This is a genomic window from Amycolatopsis sp. NPDC088138 (assembly GCF_044741685.1).
GTDB lineage: Bacteria > Actinomycetota > Actinomycetes > Mycobacteriales > Pseudonocardiaceae > Amycolatopsis.
Map to the genome: position 1 here is coordinate 135,155 of NZ_JBIUTB010000008.1, position 17,273 is coordinate 152,427.

At 71.2% G+C, this 17,273-nt stretch carries 16 protein-coding genes; 11 read left to right on the forward strand and 5 right to left on the reverse strand.

All coding sequences use genetic code 11. The annotated features are described in order from the left end of the window. Positions 1-4: 4 nt before the first annotated feature. The 4 genes from katG (at position 5) to ACIOD2_RS41670 (ending at position 4,770) form a co-directional block, all read left to right on the forward strand. Positions 5-2,221 carry a catalase/peroxidase HPI gene (katG, locus tag ACIOD2_RS41655; protein WP_400550900.1) on the forward strand — a complete coding sequence of 739 codons (2,217 nt, stop codon included), beginning with the start codon at positions 5-7 and terminating at the stop codon, positions 2,219-2,221. A gap of 139 nt (positions 2,222-2,360) precedes the next feature. Further along, on the forward strand, positions 2,361-2,816 hold the full coding sequence (locus ACIOD2_RS41660) for an MSMEG_3727 family PQQ-associated protein (RefSeq protein ID WP_284740020.1): 456 nt from the start codon (positions 2,361-2,363) through the stop codon (positions 2,814-2,816). 15 nt (positions 2,817-2,831) lie between these two features. Beyond that, entirely contained in the window at positions 2,832-4,514 is a 1,683-nt protein-coding gene (locus ACIOD2_RS41665) for a PQQ-dependent dehydrogenase, methanol/ethanol family (RefSeq protein ID WP_400550901.1), read from the forward strand. Positions 4,515-4,596: 82 nt separating this feature from the next. Continuing rightward, positions 4,597-4,770, forward strand: a complete 174-nt coding sequence (locus ACIOD2_RS41670) for a recombination activating protein 1 (RefSeq protein WP_400550902.1) — start codon at positions 4,597-4,599, stop codon at positions 4,768-4,770. Between the two features lie 9 nt (positions 4,771-4,779). On the opposite strand, the gene ACIOD2_RS41675 is transcribed toward ACIOD2_RS41670, so the two are convergent. Next, positions 4,780-6,174, reverse strand: coding sequence for a LytTR family transcriptional regulator DNA-binding domain-containing protein (locus tag ACIOD2_RS41675; RefSeq protein WP_400550903.1), 1,395 nt, complete (start codon positions 6,172-6,174; stop codon positions 4,780-4,782). 320 nt (positions 6,175-6,494) lie between these two features. On the opposite strand from ACIOD2_RS41675, the gene ACIOD2_RS41680 reads away from it, so the two are divergent. The 3 genes from ACIOD2_RS41680 (at position 6,495) to ACIOD2_RS41690 (ending at position 9,524) form a co-directional block, all read left to right on the forward strand. Continuing rightward, positions 6,495-7,931 carry a LytTR family transcriptional regulator DNA-binding domain-containing protein gene (locus ACIOD2_RS41680; RefSeq protein ID WP_400550904.1) on the forward strand — a complete coding sequence of 479 codons (1,437 nt, stop codon included), beginning with the start codon at positions 6,495-6,497 and terminating at the stop codon, positions 7,929-7,931. 57 nt (positions 7,932-7,988) lie between these two features. Next, positions 7,989-8,186, forward strand: a complete 198-nt coding sequence (locus ACIOD2_RS41685) for a hypothetical protein (RefSeq protein ID WP_400550905.1) — start codon at positions 7,989-7,991, stop codon at positions 8,184-8,186. Between the two features lie 84 nt (positions 8,187-8,270). Continuing rightward, positions 8,271-9,524, forward strand: coding sequence for an MFS transporter (locus tag ACIOD2_RS41690; RefSeq protein ID WP_400550906.1), 1,254 nt, complete (start codon positions 8,271-8,273; stop codon positions 9,522-9,524). Here ACIOD2_RS41690 and ACIOD2_RS41695 read toward each other — a convergent pair. The 3 genes from ACIOD2_RS41695 to ACIOD2_RS41705 form a co-directional block, all read right to left on the reverse strand. After that, positions 9,444-10,136, reverse strand: coding sequence for a TetR/AcrR family transcriptional regulator (locus tag ACIOD2_RS41695; protein ID WP_400550907.1), 693 nt, complete (start codon positions 10,134-10,136; stop codon positions 9,444-9,446). The genes ACIOD2_RS41690 and ACIOD2_RS41695 overlap by 81 nt on opposite strands. 78 nt (positions 10,137-10,214) lie before the next feature. Continuing rightward, entirely contained in the window at positions 10,215-10,598 is a 384-nt protein-coding gene (locus tag ACIOD2_RS41700) for a hypothetical protein (protein ID WP_400550908.1), read from the reverse strand. 133 nt (positions 10,599-10,731) lie between these two features. Further along, positions 10,732-11,340 (reverse strand): class I SAM-dependent DNA methyltransferase, encoded by a 609-nt coding sequence (locus ACIOD2_RS41705; protein ID WP_400550909.1) that lies wholly within the window; start codon positions 11,338-11,340, stop codon positions 10,732-10,734. A 173-nt stretch (positions 11,341-11,513) separates the two neighbouring features. Between ACIOD2_RS41705 and ACIOD2_RS41710 the strand changes: the two genes are divergently transcribed. Further along, on the forward strand, positions 11,514-12,869 hold the full coding sequence (locus ACIOD2_RS41710; protein ID WP_400550910.1) for an MFS transporter: 1,356 nt from the start codon (positions 11,514-11,516) through the stop codon (positions 12,867-12,869). Next, positions 12,866-13,621, forward strand: a complete 756-nt coding sequence (locus tag ACIOD2_RS41715; protein WP_400550911.1) for an N-acyl homoserine lactonase family protein — start codon at positions 12,866-12,868, stop codon at positions 13,619-13,621. Before ACIOD2_RS41710 ends, ACIOD2_RS41715 begins: the two co-directional genes overlap by 4 nt. Positions 13,622-13,624: 3 nt before the next feature. Here ACIOD2_RS41715 and ACIOD2_RS41720 read toward each other — a convergent pair whose 3' ends face one another. Continuing rightward, positions 13,625-14,287 carry a TetR/AcrR family transcriptional regulator gene (locus ACIOD2_RS41720; RefSeq protein WP_400550912.1) on the reverse strand — a complete coding sequence of 221 codons (663 nt, stop codon included), beginning with the start codon at positions 14,285-14,287 and terminating at the stop codon, positions 13,625-13,627. A 132-nt stretch (positions 14,288-14,419) separates the two neighbouring features. Here ACIOD2_RS41720 and ACIOD2_RS41725 point away from each other — a divergent pair, with 132 nt between their 5' ends. Both ACIOD2_RS41725 and ACIOD2_RS41730 read left to right on the forward strand, forming a co-directional pair. Further along, complete coding sequence (locus ACIOD2_RS41725; RefSeq protein WP_400551611.1) at positions 14,420-15,352, forward strand: shikimate dehydrogenase; 933 nt, start codon at positions 14,420-14,422, stop codon at positions 15,350-15,352. Next, on the forward strand, positions 15,339-17,207 hold the full coding sequence (locus tag ACIOD2_RS41730; protein WP_400550913.1) for a bifunctional sugar phosphate isomerase/epimerase/4-hydroxyphenylpyruvate dioxygenase family protein: 1,869 nt from the start codon (positions 15,339-15,341) through the stop codon (positions 17,205-17,207). The genes ACIOD2_RS41725 and ACIOD2_RS41730 overlap by 14 nt, the downstream gene beginning before the upstream one ends. Positions 17,208-17,273: the final 66 nt, after the last annotated feature.

The window sequence follows — 17,273 nt, forward strand, 5'->3', positions numbered from 1 at the left end:
CCGGATGCCCGAAAATCCCGACACCCACGTCTACCGCACCTACGACGAGATCCTGGGCCGGACCCGGGCGGCCCGGCTGCGGAACCCTCCGGTGGCGAGCGGTGACCCGAACGACTGGTGGCCGCACCGGGTCGACCTGACGGCCCTGCACCGGCGCCGGCCCGAGGACTTCGACTACGCCGCGGAATTCGCGACGCTGGACCTCGGCGAACTGGCGCGGGACGTCGACGAGGTGCTGACGACGTCCCAGGACTGGTGGCCCGCCGAGTTCGGGCACTACGGCCCGCTCGTGCTGCGCATGGCCTGGCACGCCGCGGGGACCTACCGCGTCAGCGACGGCCGGGGTGGTGCGGCGGCCGGCATGCAGCGCTTCGCGCCGTTGAACAGCTGGCCGGACAACCGCAACCTGGACAAGGCGCGCCGGTTGCTGTGGCCGATCAAGAAGAAGCACGGGCGCCGGATCTCCTGGGCGGACCTGATGGTCTTCGCCGGCAACCGGGCGCTGGAGTCCATGGGTTTCCGGACCTTCGGGTTCGGCGGCGGCCGGGCCGAGGTGTGGGGGCCCGACGAGACGTACTGGGGCCCGGAACGCAAATGGCTGGCCGAAGACCGCTACAGCGGCCTGCGCGAGCTCGACGAACCCCTCGCCGCCACCGAGATGGGGCTGATCTACGTCGACCCGCAGGGCCCGGCCACCAACCCCGACCCGCGGCTCGCGGCCCGCGACATCCGGGAGACCTTCCGGCGGATGGGGCTGGGTGACGAGGAAACGGTGGCGCTCATCGCGGGCGGGCACACCTTCGGCAAGACCCACGGCCCGGCGGACCCGGTGACCTGCGGGCCCGAACCCGAGGCCGCGCCACTCACCGCGCAGGGCCTGGGCTGGACCGGCCGGCACGGCAGCGGAATCGCCGCGGACACGGTCACCAGTGGCCTGGAAGGGATGTGGACGCGCACGCCCGCCCGGTGGGACCACACGTTCTTCGAGACGCTCTTCGACTACCAGTGGGACGTCGAGCTCAGCCCGGCCGGCCTGTGGCAGTGGATCCCGGCCGGCGGCCAGGGCGAGGGCACCGTGCCGGACCCCTTCGACCCGGACGAAAAACACCACCCGGTCATGCTCACCACGGACCTCTCGTTGCAGGAGGACCCGGTCTACGCGGCGATTTCGCGGCGGTTCCTCGAGCACCCGGACCAGTTCGAGGACGCCTTCGCGCGGGCCTGGTTCAAGCTGACCCACCTCGACATGGGCCCGCGCCGGCGGTACCTGGGGGCGCTCGTCCCGGCCGAACGGCTGCTCTGGCAGGACCCGGTGCCGGCGGTGGACCACGCACTGGTGGACGCCGCCGACATCGACGCTCTCAAACGCGAGATCCTCGACTCTGGCCTTACGGTGACGCAACTCGTGGCGACGGCATGGGCGTCGGCTTCGACCTACCGCGACAGCGACAAGCGCGGCGGGGCGAACGGCGCCCGGATCCGGCTCGAACCGCAGCGCGGCTGGCCGGTCAACGAACCCGACCAGCTGAACGTCGTTCTGCCCGCGCTGGAAGGGATTCAAGAGCGGTTCAACACGGCCCAGCCGGGGGACAAGCAGATCTCGCTGGCCGACCTGATCGTGCTCGGCGGGTGCGCCGCGGTGGAGCGCGCCGCCGCGGCCGGTGGCCACGAGGCCGGCGTCCCGTTCCGCCCCGGGCGCACCGACGCGACCCAGGAGTGGACCGACGTCGAGTCGTTCGGCGCGTTGCACCCCTGGGCGGACGGCTTCCGGAACCACCTGCGCGACGGCTTCCGGATGCCGCCGGAGCACCTGCTGGTCGACCGGGCGAACCTGCTGACCCTGAGCGCACCCGAGATGACGGTGCTGCTCGGCGGGCTGCGGGTGCTCGGCGTCACCCACCGGCGTTCCCCGGTGGGCGTGCTGACTTCGGCGCCGGGGTCGTTGACGAACGACTTCTTCGTCAACCTGCTGGACATGACGACGGAATGGGCACCGAAACGGGGCGAGGCCGGCTGGACGGCGACCTACGAGGGCCGCGACCGGGACACCGGCGAGGTGCGGTGGACCGCGAGCCGGGTCGACCTCCTCTTCGGCTCGCACTCCGAGCTGAGAGCGCTTTCGGAGGTGTACGCGAGTGACGACGCGGGCGGGAGGTTCGTCCGGGACTTCGTGGAAGCGTGGGTGAAGGTGATGGAACTCGACCGGTTCGACCTGCGCTGAACGGTACCTCTCGCCGGGCGAACGGTGGGGCTCGGCTGTTCTGTGGCAACGGATATCGTGCCGGGCTCCCCGGCGGTAGAGTCCGAACTCGTTGCAGGACAACAAAAGTGCGCATCCGCACTTGAGGAGGTGAGGTCCGATGACGACTACCCAGGAACGAGAAGACCTCCTGGCCGAGCTGCGCGGACAGAACAAGGCGACCATCGGTGCCGTGCTCGGGTCCGGCACGATCGCCAGGGCGGACGAGCGGGCCGACGGGACGATGGAAGCGACCATCCGGATCCGGGAGGACGCGATGGCGTGGGAGCCGGGGGTGCTGATCATGCCGCATTCCGGCGTCCTCGAACTGACGATCATCAACGACGACAAGAACACCCACGCCTGCCTGCTGCCCAGCAACGGGGACAAGCAGTTCATCGGCCTGCTGAACCACTCGAAGGGCAGCGCGACCATCGAACTGGACGGTCCCGGCTGCTACTGGTACGGCTCACCGGCCGGCAACGACGAGGGCCGGGGCCTGACCGCCGCCATCGTCGTGACCGGTGAAGTGCCGCCGGAGGCCAAGCTCGACCGACCCGCCCAGCCGCGGCCGTAGAAAGGCAGGAAACCCATGACACTGGAGTACCTGGACGCCGGCAAGGCGTTCGACCACAGCAAGCTGTCCAACCTGCCGCACCGCGCGCCGGACGTGACGCGCGGCGTCGACTACGAGCGCATCCTGCAGGCGCGCAGCGAATCCCACAACTGGATCACTTACTACGGCGACTACGACGGCAAGCGGCACAGCCTGCTCGACCAGATCAACGCCGGGAACGCCAAGGACCTGAAGGTCGCCTGGATCTTCCAGGCCGGCGCGAGCGGGATGATCGCCTCCACCTCGACGTACGCGTTCGAGGCCTGCCCGCTGGTGGTCGACGGCGTCATGTTCGTCACCGGCTGGGACGGCTGGCTCTGGGCGCTCGACGCGAAGAGCGGCGAGCAGCTGTGGCGCTACAAGCACGCGATCCCGATCGACGTGACCCTGTGCTGCGCCAACGTCAACCGGGGCTGCGCGGTGGCCAAGGGCAAGGTCTACATGGTGACCCAGAACGCCCAGCTGCTCGCGCTCGACGCCACCACCGGGCGGAAGGTCTGGCAGAAGCCCATCGGCGACGTCCGGGCCGGCGAGAGCGCCACGATCGCCCCGCTGGTCATCAAGGACACCCTCATCACCGGGTCCTCCGGCGGCGAGTACGGCGTCCGCGGCCACATCGACTGCTGGGACCTCGAGACCGGCGAGCGGCGCTGGCGCACCTACACCGTGCCGAAGCCGGGTGAACCCGGCTCGGAGACCTGGCCCGCCGACGGCGAGGCCTGGCAGCGCGGCGGCGCGAACCACTGGGTCACCGGAAGTTTCGACCCGGAGCTGAACCTCTACTACGCGGGCACCGGGAACCCGGCTCCCGACTTCGACGGCGACGTCCGGCCGGGGGACAACCTCTACACCGACAGCGTGGTCGCGCTGGACGTCGACACCGGTGAGATCAAGTGGCACTACCAGTTCACCCCGCACGACCTGTGGGACTACGACTCCACGATGGAGATGACCCTGTTCGAGCGGGACGGCAAGAAGCTGCTGGCCCACTTCGACAAGAACGGGTACATGTTCGTCCTCGACCGCACCAACGGCGAACTACAGCACGTCACGCCGTTCGTCGACCGGATCGACTGGGGTGTGATCACCCGCGACGGCAAGGTGACCGCCCGGAAGTACCCGGACAAGGAAGGCGAGCCCTGTCACTTCTTCCCCGGCCCCGCCGGTGCGAAGGAATGGACGCACGTGTCGTACAACCCGGACCACGACCTGTTCTACGTCCCGGTGGCCGACGTGGGTGCCACCGCGACCCGTCGCCGTCGCGAGTTCAAGGAGGGCATGCCCTACTGGGGTGCCGCCGTCGAGGTCGACATCGACGACATGGCCGGCTCGGTCAGCGCGTTCGACTCCCACGGTGAGGAGAAGTGGCGCCACCGGCTCGACGGCATGCCGATGGCCGCCTCGACCCTCAGCACCGCGGGGAACGTCGTGTTCGCCGGCACCCCCGCGGGCGAGTTCCTGGCGCTGCACGCGGAAACCGGGGAGAAGCTCTGGAGCTTCCAGTGCGGCAGCGGGCACCACAGCAGCCCGAGCACCTACACCGTCGAGGACAAGCAGTACATCGCGGTGCCGGTCGGCTGGGGCGGCTGGCTCGAGGGGATCGTCCCCGGCCTGTCCGGCCAGGGACACGGTGCCGCGTTGATCGTGTTCTCCCTGTGACGGGAAACCGCCGCTGACGTGACTGAGCCGTCGCCGGGCCGTCGTTCCCGCGACGGCCCGGCCACGGGACGAAGGTGATGTGATGGAGCAGCCGCCGCCGTGCCTGTACTGCGGGGAACGTTACGGGCCCGATGACGTCGCGCGGCACACCGAACCGGTGCACTGCGAGCGCTGCATCACTTGCGTGGACAAGCCCGCGTGTTACGACTGCCGCCTCATGTACTGCGTCTGCGAGGTGCACCGGTACCGCGGCTGACCGGCCGGGTCAGATCTCCAGCGCCCGGCGCACGGTCGGGGCGTTGCGCCGGGAAACCGGGACCATGGTCTGGGCGTCGTCGTCCATGACCAGGAACAGCTCGCCCTTGTGCCGGCGCTCGACCTCCCGGATCCGGCTGAGGTTCACCACGTACTGGCGGTGCACCCGGAGGAACCCGGAATCGGTCAGCTCGGCTTCGAGCCGGTCGAGGCCCGGCGAGGCGGAGCGCAGCAGTCCCTGGTCGGTGGACAGCCAGACGTCGTTGCCGTCCGACTGCGCGAAGGAGACTTCGGGCAGCCACAGCAGGACCATGCGGTTCTCGCGGGTCGCGACCATCCGGTGCGGCTGCACGTGCGGCGGCACGTCCTCCTTCGCCCGGGGCAACGGATCCCCTTCGGCCACACCGAACGAAACGACGTTGCCGACCAGATGACCGGACAGGAAGACCGGCTGGAAGCTGATCGACGTCGGTTCGCTGGCGAGCCGGGTGGAGATCTGCGTCGAGCCGGACCAGCCGGGGTTGCGCGCCGCCTGCTCGGCGGCGTACTTGGCGGCCCGGATGAACTCCGGCAGCTCCGGTTTCCACCGCACCGCGGGATCGGGTGCCGGTGTGGAGCCGGGGATGCCGAGGAGCACGCCCGCCGTGTCGTCGGCGAGCACGACCCGGCCCGCGGCGTCCACGGCCGCGAGCGCCGCGCTCGAGCCCGACCTGACGTGGCTGAAGGCGGCCATCAGCTCGGCGCCGTCGTCCTTGGCACGCCGGCGCAGGATGCGCTGGGTCATCGTGGCGGCGTTGCCGAGCCAGGCCCCCACCGTGCCGGGGAGGTCACCGCGCCAGCACGCGATGTTGAGCACCGCGACCGGTTCCCGGGTCACCACGTCCCGTACCGCCACCCCGGCGCAGGTCCAGTCGTGGAACGCCCGGCACCAGTGCTCGGCGCCGCGGATCAGCACCGGCGCGTAGGACATCAGCGCGGTACCCATGCCGTTCGTCCCGGTGGTGCCCTCGGACCAGCAGAACCACCGGGCCAGGTTGGCTTCGGCGGCGACGTCCTGCGTGGCCTGGTCACCCCATTGGGCCAGCACCCGGCCGGTGCCGTCGGTGATGGTCACCATGCCGCCGAGGGCGCCGACCTCGTGGGCCAGCGAGGCCGCGCGGAAGCCGAGCTCGGCGAACACGACGTCGTGCTCCAGCGCGTGGCCGACGTCCGCGACGGCCGCCGGGGCCTCGGTCAGGCCCGGGTCGACCCGGTACTGGTCCCGGCACCGGTGCCAGGAAATCGCTATCTCGGGCCGCACCCCGCTCAGGTCGTCCCCGCCTCGCGCGAACCGTTCCCACGCCTGGAACACCGTCGCGCCGCCACGGCCGCGGGAGCCCGGATCGAGCTGGCGTACCTGTGCCATGGGGAGACCGCCTTTGGTCTGTCGGGCCCGGGCGTGGCGTTTGGCCTTCGTAGCAAGCTAAACCGGCCATCGGATCGAGGGCAAGCCGTGCGTGATGACCGCGGGTGAACCTCCCACGAACGGTCGTGCGGCGATGACGGGCGGCGGCCATTCACCCACCAGCGGTCGGGACGGCGTTTCGCCACCAGCCGGGCATATGCTCGAAGTCTGCCCGGATTTCTTCGCCCGAGCCACCCGTCCGATCGGGTAGTTCTACAGCGGTGTGGCCGAACTGCGTGAACCTGTCTTGAGACGCTTCGCCGCAGGGAAGGGAGGTCGCGATGACGGGGCGAGTGCCGCCGCTGCGGATCGCACCGAGCCGGACCGGATCCGCCGGCTCCCTGATGGCCACCCCGTCGGCGAGGGAAGTGGCCCGCGCGTGGGAAAACTTCGCCGCCGGCGAAAACGTCGAAACGGGCGTGCGGCCCGAGATCCTCGCCTCCTGGTACCGGTGCCGGGATCGTTACGACGTGGACCGCGCGCTGGACGTCGCGCCGGAGGCCCGGGCCGACGAGGGCAGGCGGAGCGACACCGGCGTGATCTTCACCGCGCTCGGTGGCCTCGGTGCGCTGGCCGGCCAGGAAGTGGAGCACGACGGCGCCGTCGTCACCGTGACGGACGGGGACGGGCGCGTCCTCGGCGCCTGGGGCGATCCCACCGCGCAGCGGCGCGCCGAACTGCACAACCTCGCGCCGTGGTCGTCGTGGTCGGAGGAGTGCACCGGCACCAACGGGATGGGCACGTCGCTCGAGGTGTCCGGTCCGGTGACCGTGACGGGGCCGGAACACTGGTGCGAAGCGTTCCACCAGTGGGCGTGCGCGGGCACCTCCATCCGCGACGTGGTGACCGGCGCGCCGGTCGCGTCGATCAACATTTCGCGGTGGAACGCGACGCTGTCCGAGCGCGTGCCGCCGTGGTTGACCCAAGCGGCCGCGTTCGTGGAACAGGAGATCTACCGGCGCGCCATCTACGAAGCCGACAAGGTCGTCGCCGAGTTCACCAGGAAGTGCGCGCAGGCCGGCGGTTCGTTCTTGGCGATGGATCGTGGGGGAAACGTGCTCGCGGCGAACGAATCGGCCGTCGCGATGCTCGGGCTGACCGGTGAAGCCCGCATCGTCACGGGCGTGACCGAACCGGCGCGGCGGTGGACCCCGGACATCACGGGGCTGCCGGAAGTGCTGCGGTGGGCGAAGGACCGGGCGCGGGGGAGCGCCGAGTGGAGCGGCCACGCCCGGCTGCCGGTGCGGCCCGGTGAAGAGCCCACGCCGGTGACCATGCGGTCGGTCGTCGACGCGAACCACGTGGTGGGCATGCTGTGCGCGTTCGGGGTGCAGGAAGGCGAAGCCTACGAGGGAGGCGCCGACGAAGCGGTCGGGCCGCTGCCCCGGTGCGTCGTCGGCATGCGCAACGACCGGCTGGTCCTGCTGGCCCCGTCGGAGATCCGCTACGCCGAGGCCGAGCGGAACATCGTCTGGCTGGTCACCGAACGGGGCCGGATCCAGGCCGCGACCCGCGGCCTGGACAACGTCGAGCGGTCCCTGACGTCCTACGGGTTCCGCCGGGCGCACCGGCGGTTCCTGGTGAACCTGCGCCGGGTGGCGGAGATCGAGCGGGGCATCAAGGGGGAGCTGTTCCTGATCATGGACTCCCGGACCCACGAGCTGGTGCCCGTTTCCCGGCGCCACGCCCCGGACCTGCGGCGCATGCTCGGGGTGTGAGCAGCAGGAAAGCGCTTCCAGCCGGCGTCACCGACAAGACGACGAGGTGCCGTTCCCATGACCGCTCGAGGCTGGTTCCAGCGGGAGCGTGACGCGGATGCCCCAGAGCTGTCCGGCATCCGGCGGCTGACCGTGCGCGAATGGCTGAGCGGACGGCTGAGGGACCACCGGCGTGCGAAAGCCGCCTGCGAAGCGCTGTGCGAGCACGACGAGAAGACGGCACCGTGCTGGATCTGTTCCGTGCGGTACTGGTGAACCTCCACGCGGACAGCCCCCTCGCCGCTTGCGGGTGAAGCCGGATTCTTCCATTGGAAGAATCTGGCGGGTAGGTTCCCGGGGATGAACGGACAACCTCCCGGTTCGGGGGCTGGGCCGGGTCTCGATCCCGGGACCGGACAGCCCGGACAGCCCGGGCAGACGGCGTTGCGGCTGGTGTGGGCCACCCCGCTGTACGTCCGGTCGACGGTGGCGTTGTTCCTGTCCGGGCTGGGGTTTTCCGCCGCGGCCCCGCAGATCGCGTCGTTCCTGGTCGGCGAGCTGCACGCGTCGCTGACGGTGGCCGGGTTGTACTACCTGACCAACCTCACCGCGCCGGTGGCGGGCTACCTGGTGGGCGCCCGCTCCGACCGCACCGGGTCACGGCTGGGGCTGTTCCGGCTGTGCGCGGTCGTCGGGTTCGCCGGGTGGACCGCGATCGCGCTCGCGCCCCGGTTGTGGGTCCCGTTCGTGGTGAGCGCGGTCGTGCTCGGCTTCGCCGGCGCCGCGACGTCGCAGCTGTTCACCGCCATCCACGATCAGGCGGCGCTGCGCCCGAGGCCGGCGAACGACGGGGTCGTGGCGATCGTGCGCATGGCGCTCACCGCGGGCTGGGTCGTGGGGCCGGTGGCCGGGTCGTTCCTGGCGGCCGTCGCGGGCTCCCGCGTGATGCTGTTCGCGACCGCCGTCGCGACCCTGGCCCAGCTGGTGCCGTTGGGCGCGCTGCGCGATCCGGGCGTGGCCCGGCCGGCCGCACGGGGCGGATCGCTCCCGGCCCGGCCCGGCGTCCGCGCGATGCTGCCGCTGCTCGCGTTCACGGCGCTCTACGTCTGCGTCTACGCCGGCGAGTCGGTCAAGTACGCCTTCCTGCCGATCTACATGAACGACCAGCTGCGGTTCAGCCCGGCGCTCAGCGGCGCGATCATCGGCATCCAGCCCCTGGTGGAGCTGGTCCTCATGCCCATCGCGGTGGTCGTCGCCCGCCGGACGGGCGAGGTCCGCCTGATGGTGCTGGCCGCCGGGTTCGGGGTCGGCGCGAACCTCTGCTTCGCGCTGACCGGCACCGCGGCCGGGCTGTTCGCCGGGCAGATCCTGATGGGCGGGGTCTGGGGCGTGTTCGCGACCTTGGGCATCATCGTCGCGCAGCGGCTGCTGCCCGAGGCGGTGGCCACCGCCTCGGCGATCTTCATGAGTTCGACCGCGCTCAGCTCCGCGCTGGGCGGGCTGGCCGGCGGGCTGGGCGCGGCCTGGGCCGGGCTACCGCTGGTGTTCCTGCTGCCCGCCGGGTTCGGGCTGGCCGCCGTGGTCGGTCTCGCCGTCATGACGCGGGTGCGCTGACCCGAGCACCAGCCGCTCCAGCAGGCTCAGCACGCGGTGCACGTCGACCGCCTCCGGGTCGAGCAGCCACTGCACCTGCAGCCCGTCGGACGCGGCGACCAGCAGGGCTGCCGCGTCGTCGGCGTCCACGTCGGTGCCGGCGCTCCGCCCCTCGCGCACCAGCTCGGCCAGCTGCGCGCGCACGCGCCGGAACCGCTGCCACACGAAGTCCCGCACGGCCGGGTGCCGGTCCGGTTGCAGGGCGTCGGTCGTCAACGTCGCGTACAGCTCGACCAGGCCCGGGACCTCGCGGTTGCGCAACGCGCTGCGTTTCATCACCGCGGTCGCCGAATCACCGTCCTCGATCGGCAGCGCCTTGCCGTCTTCCTCGTCGTCGGCGGCCTCGTGTGCCTGGTAGACGGCGATCAGCAGGTCGTCCCGTGATGGGAAGTAGTACCGCAGCGCGGCGTGGGAAACCCCGATCGACTCGCCGATCGAGCGCAGCGAGGTGTCCACACCGTGCCGGGCGAACAGCTCGATCGCCTTCGCCAGGACCTGCTCACGCCGCTCTTCGGCCTTGCGGTAGGACCGTGCTCGCCCTGGCTGGTCTCCGGCATCGTCCTCGTCGCGCATGACCCGCATGGTAGTTCCGGGTCCCGCATCCGCGCCGGACTCACGATCACCTTTCCCGGGCGACGTCCACAAAGGACCCTACTGTCGGCCGCTCCAGGCGGCGAGCTCCTTCTCCCACGACTTGTTGTCGGTGGTCTCCATGAACTCCTTGCGGTCGATCAGCAGGTAGATCTCGCCCGCGCCGGTCTCCAGGATCAGCGGTTTGCCCTTGTCGAGCAGCCCGCCGACGAACCGGCCGTACAGGTCGGTGAACTCTCGCCGGACCGAAGTGACGTCCGCGCCGCGCAGGTGCAGGTCCTGTCCGCCGGCCCAGCCGCTCAGGGTGAGCGTGTCCCCGTCGAACCGGATTTCGCCGCGCCGCCGGAACAACGCCTTCTGGCTCACCCCGCCGGCGACCTTGTCCGCCGCGGTGTTCGCCGCGAGTTCCTCTGCGGTCGCAGCAACGTATTCGCCCGACTTCACGTGGTACTCCTCCTCGAAAACTCCGCGGAAATCCGCTCACCGGACGGAAGCGTAAGGGCCTCGGCGCTACTCGGGCGTCACTCCGGCGGCCGAGATTCAGGTCGTTCTCGAGGATGACTGGCGGTTGCCGAAGTCAGGGCTTATGGCGTGCGAACAGCACCGCTCCCGGTTTCTCGTCCGGGTGCAGCAGCCACTGGGCCTCGACGTCGAACCCGGCCTCGCGCAGCCAGGTCGCCACCTGGTCCGGCTGCCGGAGGTGGTCGGTCTCCGACCGGGATCCGTCGCCGACGTGGAACCCGAGCTGCAGTGGTCCGCCCGGCCGCAGGGCCCGGTGGAAGTGCTCGAACACGGTCGGCACCTCGTGGTCGGGGATGTGGATCAGCGACCACCAGGCGAGCAGGCCGGCCACCGAGGCGGCAGGCAGGGCCAGGTCCGTCATCGAGCCCACCTCGAACCGCAGGCCGGGGTGGTCGCGCCGGGCCACCTCGATCATCCCGGGGGAGAGGTCGATGCCGAACGCGTCGACACCGAGTTCGTGCAGGTGGGCGGTGACGTAGCCGGGCCCGCAGCCGACGTCCGCCACCGGGCCGCCGCCGGCGGCCCGCACGTTGTCGGCGAACAGCGCGAGAGCCGCTCGCAGGTGCGGCCGCCCGTCCAGCAGTTCGCGCACCTGGTCGGCGTAGCCGGCAGCGAGGGTGTCGTAAGAGGTGCGAACGTCGGCCAGCCAGTCGTCCGTGCTCATGATCGGCACGGTAGCGCGGTGATCTACGCCGAGCCACCGTCGATCCGGCCGGCCCGCCGCTGAGACTTGACAACTCCCGGGACGCCGTTCAACCTCTCTAATTAACCGTACGGTACATAGCCGCGCGGCCGAGGGCCCTGGACTGCGACGGCGCACCCGCGGAGGAGATCGACGTGACCGATCGTCCGGACGGCACACTGGAGACACCGCCCGCGGGACGGCCCGCCAAAGCGGCCCTGGCCGCGTGGATCGGCAGTGCGCTCGAGTACTACGACTTCTTCATCTACGGCACGGCGGCGGCACTGGTCTTCAACAAGATCTTCTTCCCGGCGTCGTCGCCGGCCACCGGCACGCTGCTGGCGCTGTCGACCTTCGGTGTCGGCTACGTGTCCCGGCCGCTCGGGGCGCTCCTGCTCGGGCACCTGGGTGACAAGTTCGGCCGCAAACGGGTCCTGCTGGCGACACTGCTGCTGATGGGACTGTCCACTGTGCTCGTCGGCTGCCTGCCCGGCTACGGTTCGCTGGGCGTGGCCGCGCCGATCCTGCTGGTCGTACTGCGGTTGCTGCAGGGCTTCTCCGCCGGCGGCGAGCAGGCCAGCGCGAACTCGATGAGCCTCGAACACTCCCCGGAGCACCGGCGCGCCTACTACACGAGCTTCACGCTCAGCGGGACCCAGGCCGGGCAGATCCTCGCGACGGCGGTGTTCCTGCCGGTCGCCGCGCTGCCACAGGCGGAACTGCTGTCCTGGGGCTGGCGGGTGCCGTTCTGGCTGAGCGCCGTCGTCGTGCTGGTCGGCTACTTCATCCGCCGCTCGCTGGACGAAACCCCGGTCTTCCGGCAGGAGGTCGCGACCGGTGAGGTGGCGAAGATGCCCCTGGCCGTGCTGCTGCGCGAGCACTGGGCCGACGTCCTGCGCGTGGTCGTGGCGGCGCTGATCGCCTCGGTCAGCACGATCTTCACCGTCTACGCGCTGAGCTACGCCGTGAACACGGTGGGGCTGAACAAGACCCCCATGCTGTGGGTCGGCGTGCTGGCCAACGTCGCTGCGGTGATCTCGATCCCGCTGTGGGCGAAGCTCGCCGACCGCGTGGGGCGCAAGCGGATCTTCATCGGTGGTTCGGTGGGCTGCGCGATCCTGATCTTCGCCTACCTCGGGGCCATCGCGGCGGGCAGCTACCTCTGGATCTTCGTGGTCGGCATCGGGATGTTCGGCATCGTCTACACCGCGACGAGTGCCGTGTGGCCGGCGTTCTACGGCGAGATGTTCCCCGCGCGAGTGCGCCTGTCGGGCACGGCCATCGGCACCCAGATCGGGTTCGCGATCAGCGGTTTCCTGCCCACCATCGCCGTCGCGCTGACGGGAACGGGCCGGGGCGCGTGGCTGGGGGTCGCGGTCTTCACCGCGGCCCTGTGCCTGGTGAACGTCGTCGCGGTGGCCACCGGCCGGGAGACCTACCGGGTGCCGACCGAGGAGCTGGGGCGCAAGGAACCGGTGCCCGATCGGAGTGAGGCCGGCGTCCCGAAGTGAGCGAGTTCGAGGTCTACGCCCTGTGCTACGGCCGGCGGACCGGCTACCGCGGAGAGCATTTCCTGGGCTACGGCAAGGATTCCGCGGACCGTCACCCGACCGCCTACTACGTCTGGGTCGCGGTGTCGGCGGAGCACACGGTGGTCGTCGACGCGGGCATCCGGCCGGAACGGGCGCGGCAGATGGACGGACTCGACTACGTCGAGCCGGTCCGGTTGCTCGCCGGGCTCGGCATCGATCCGGCCGCCGTGGACCACGTCGTCCTCACGCACCTGCACTACGACCACTGCGGCACGGTGGCCGACTTCCCCGGCGCGCGGTTCGTGGTCCAGCGGTCCGAAATGGACTACTGGACCGGGCCGTGGGCGAAACGGATCGAGCGGGAGCGCTGGCTGCTCGACGACGTCGTCCTCGGCCACCTGCGGGACGCGCCGGTGGACCTGGTCGACGGGGACGCCGAGGTCGTGCCCGGGATCGGCGTCCACCTGGTCGGCGGGCACACCGCCGGGATGCAGGTCGTCCGGGCCGGGACCGCCGCCGGCGCGGTCGTGCTCGCCTCGGACGCCAGCCACTTCTACGAGAACATCGAACGCGACCACCCGGCTCCGCTGCTGCATTCGACGACCGGGGTGTACGCCGCGTTCGACCGGGTCAAGGAGCTCGCCGGCACCGGTCTGGTGGTCCCGGGGCACGATCCGGAGGTGCTCGCCCGGTACCCGCCGGTCGCCGACCGGATCGTGCGGATCGCGTGAAGCTCAGCGCGTCGTCAGGTAGCTGACGAGCATGTCGGCGAGCATCCGCCGGTGGTGCTCGCGGTGCGCGGGGTCCAGCATGTCGCGGTCGAAGATGGCGTTGAACGTGTAGCGGTTCGCGGTGCGGAACACGCAGAACGCGCTGATCGCCATGTGGACGTCGAGCGCGTCGACGTCGTCGCGGAACTGCCCGGCTTCACGGCCGCGCGCGAGGATGCGGGTGAGCACGTCGAGCGCCGGGTTGGCGAGGTTGGACAGCGCGGTCGACCGCGCGATGTGCTCGGCGCGGTGGATGTTCTCGATGCTGACCAGCCGCACGAAGTCCGGGTGGGACTCGTGGTGGTCGAAGGTGAGCCCCGCGAGCTGCCGGATCGCCTCGGCGGGGTCCAGGTGCTCGACGTCGAGGTTCTGCTCGAGGGAGCGGATGACCGTGTAGGCCCGTTCGAGGACCTCGACGAACAGCTGGTCCTTGTTGGTGAAGTAGTAGTAGATCATCCGCTTGGTGGTGCGGGTCTGCGCGGCGATCTCGTCCACCCGCGCACCGTCGAAGCCCTTTTCGGCGAACTCGCGGGCGGCCGTGTCGAGGATCTCGGCGCGGGTCCGGTCCGCGTCGCGAATGCGTTCGGGCCTGCCCTTCGTCGCCTCGTCCTGTGCTGGTGCGGCCACGGACGTCCTTCCCTCACATCGGCTGGTGTGCCCACTCTAGGACGTCGCCGGAGATCGAAGCCCCTTCACGGTGCCGACACGGTGAGGTACAAATAACGTACTGGTTCGTACATTACGGGAGTGGTCGTGTCCTTGTCTTCGGCTGTCGAGGCGATCCGCGCCACCGCGTCGCGGGCGAGGCCCGGCACAGTGCTGACGGGGCTGGTCGGGGCGGGTATCGGGCCGTCGCTGAGCCCGCCGCTGCACGAGACCGAGGCCCGCAGGCTCGGGCTGGAGCTGGTCTACGCGCGGTTCGACCTGGACGACCACGGGGTGCCGGCCACCGCCGTCGGCCCGCTGCTGGCCGCGGCTCGCGACGCCGGCTACCGCGGCCTCAACATCACCCACCCCTGCAAGCAGCTGGTGCTCGAGCACCTGGACGCGCTGTCCGCCGACGCCGCGGCCCTGGCCGCGGTCAACACCGTCGTCTTCCGGGACGGCCGGGCGATCGGGCACAACACCGACTGGTCCGGCTTCGCCCGCGGCCTCCGGACCGGGCTGCCGGACGTGGACCTCGGCACCGTCGTGGTGCTCGGCGCGGGCGGGGCCGGGGCCGCGGTGGCCCACGGCCTGCTCACCGCCGGCGCCGGCCGCGTCCGGGTCTTCGACCTCGACGCCGGCCGGGCCGAGGCACTGGCCGAGGCCCTCGCCGGCCGCTTCGGGGCCGATCGCGCGTCGGCGGGAACGGACCTCGTGACGGACGTCGAGGCCGCGGACGGCCTGGTGCACGCCACCCCCACCGGGATGGCCGCCCACCCCGGGCTGCCGCTGCCCGCCGGCCTGCTGCGGGCCGGCCTGTGGGTCGCGGAGGTGGTCTACCGCCCGCTCGAAACCGAGCTGCTCCGCACCGCCCGTGCGCGGGGCGCGCGGGTCCTCGACGGCGGCCGCATGGCCGTGTTCCAGGCGGCCGAGGCGTTCACCCTGTTCACCGGCGCCGAACCCGACGCCGGGCGGATGCTGCGCCACCTCGGCGTGCTCACCGGAGACAACCCCCGCGAAAGGCAGCCCGCCGATGTCCTCGACTGAATCCCGCCGTTCGATCGCCACCGTCTGCCTCTCCGGGACCCTCGAAGACAAGCTCACCGCGGCCGCCCGGGCCGGGTTCGACGGTGTGGAGATCTTCGAGAACGACCTCGTCGCCTCGCCGTGGTCGGCGAAGGAGATCAGCGAGCACTGCGCCGAGCTCGGCCTGTCGATCGACCTGTACCAGCCCTTCCGGGACTTCGAGGCGGTGCCGCCGGCCGTGCTCGCGAAGAACCTCCGGCGCGCGGAGCTCAAGTTCGACGTCATGGAGCAGCTGGGCACCGCCACGATGCTCGTCTGCTCGACGGTGTCCCCGGACGCGGTCGACGACGACGACCTCGCCGCCGAGCAGCTGCACCTGCTGGCCGAACACGCCGCCGCGCGCGGCCTGCGGATCGCCTACGAGGCGCTGGCCTGGGGCCGGTTCGTCAACACCTACGAGCACTCCTGGCGGATCGTGCGCCGGGCCGCCCACCCCGCACTCGGGTTGTGCCTCGACAGCTTCCACATCCTCTCGCGGGGCAGCGACCCGGCCGCGATCCGCACGATCCCCGGCGAGAAGCTGTTCTTCCTGCAGCTGGCCGACGCCCCGCGGCTGCAGATGGACGTGCTGCAGTGGAGCCGGCACCACCGGCTGTTCCCCGGTCAGGGCTCGTTCGACCTGACCGCGTTCACCGGGCACGTGCTCGCGGCCGGGTACCGCGGGCCGCTGTCGCTCGAGGTGTTCAACGACGTCTTCCGCCAGGCCGACCCGGCACCGGCCGCCGTCGACGCGATGCGCTCGCTGCTGGCCCTGCAGGAGAACCTCGGGGTCGCGGAGCTGCCGCCGGCACCGGCGCTGGGCGGGCACACGTTCGTCGAGCTGGCCGTCGACGACGTGTCGGCGCCGCGGGTGGCGGACGCGTTGCGCGGGCTGGGTTTCGCCGAGACGGGCCGGCACCGGTCCAAGCCCGTGCGGTTGTGGCAGCAGGGCGACGCGCGGATCCTGCTCAACAACGACGGTTCCGGCCCCGCGGGGAGCGCGTCGGTCGGCGCGGTCGCCGTCGAGAGCGCGGACCCGGTCGGCTCGGCCCGCCGGGCCCAGCGGCTGCTGGCGCCGATCCTGCCGCGCGATCACCGTGCGGGCGAAGCGGACCTCTCGGCGATCGCCGCGCCGGACGGGACGTCGGTCTTCTTCTGCCGCACCGGAGCCGAGACCGGCGACAGCTGGCTCGGCGACTTCACGCTGTCCGGCGCGTCCGTCCCGGGCGGCGGGGTGACCGGGATCGACTACCTGGGCCTGACCCAGCCGTTCGACCACTTCGACGAGGCCGCGCTGTTCTACCGCGCGGTGCTCGGCCTCGAGCCGGAGCCGGTGACGGAGTTCGCGGCGCCGTTCGGGCTGGTGCGCAGCCGCACGGTGACGGACCCGTCCGGCCGCGTCCGCATCACCCTCGAATCCGCGCTGTTGCGGCGAGGGGAATGGGCCCCGAGCGTGCGGGAGCCACAGCGGATCGCGTTGACCAGTGACGACGCGCTCGCGAGCGCGCGCCGGATGCGGGAACTCGGCGCTCCGCTGCTCGACATCCCCGGGAACTACTACGACGACCTCGACGCCCGCCTGGCCCCGGCTCCCGAGCTGCTCACCGCCCTGCGGCGCCAGTCGGTGCTCTACGACCGCGACGAGCACGGGGAACTGCTGCATTTTTTCACCCAGGTGCTCGGCGGCCGGGTCTTCTTCGAGGTCGTGCAACGGATCGGCGGTTATGCCGGTGACGGAGCGGTGAACTCCCCGGTCCGGATGGCCGCGCATCGCGGACAGCGCGATGCGGCAGCCGTCGAGCGTTCGTCAGCGCGGAAGCCGGACAGGGACAGGTGATCGGGGCGCGCTCGACGTGGTGCTCGAGGCCGGCACCGGACCGTGCCGGCCGGCTTGAAGCTGTGA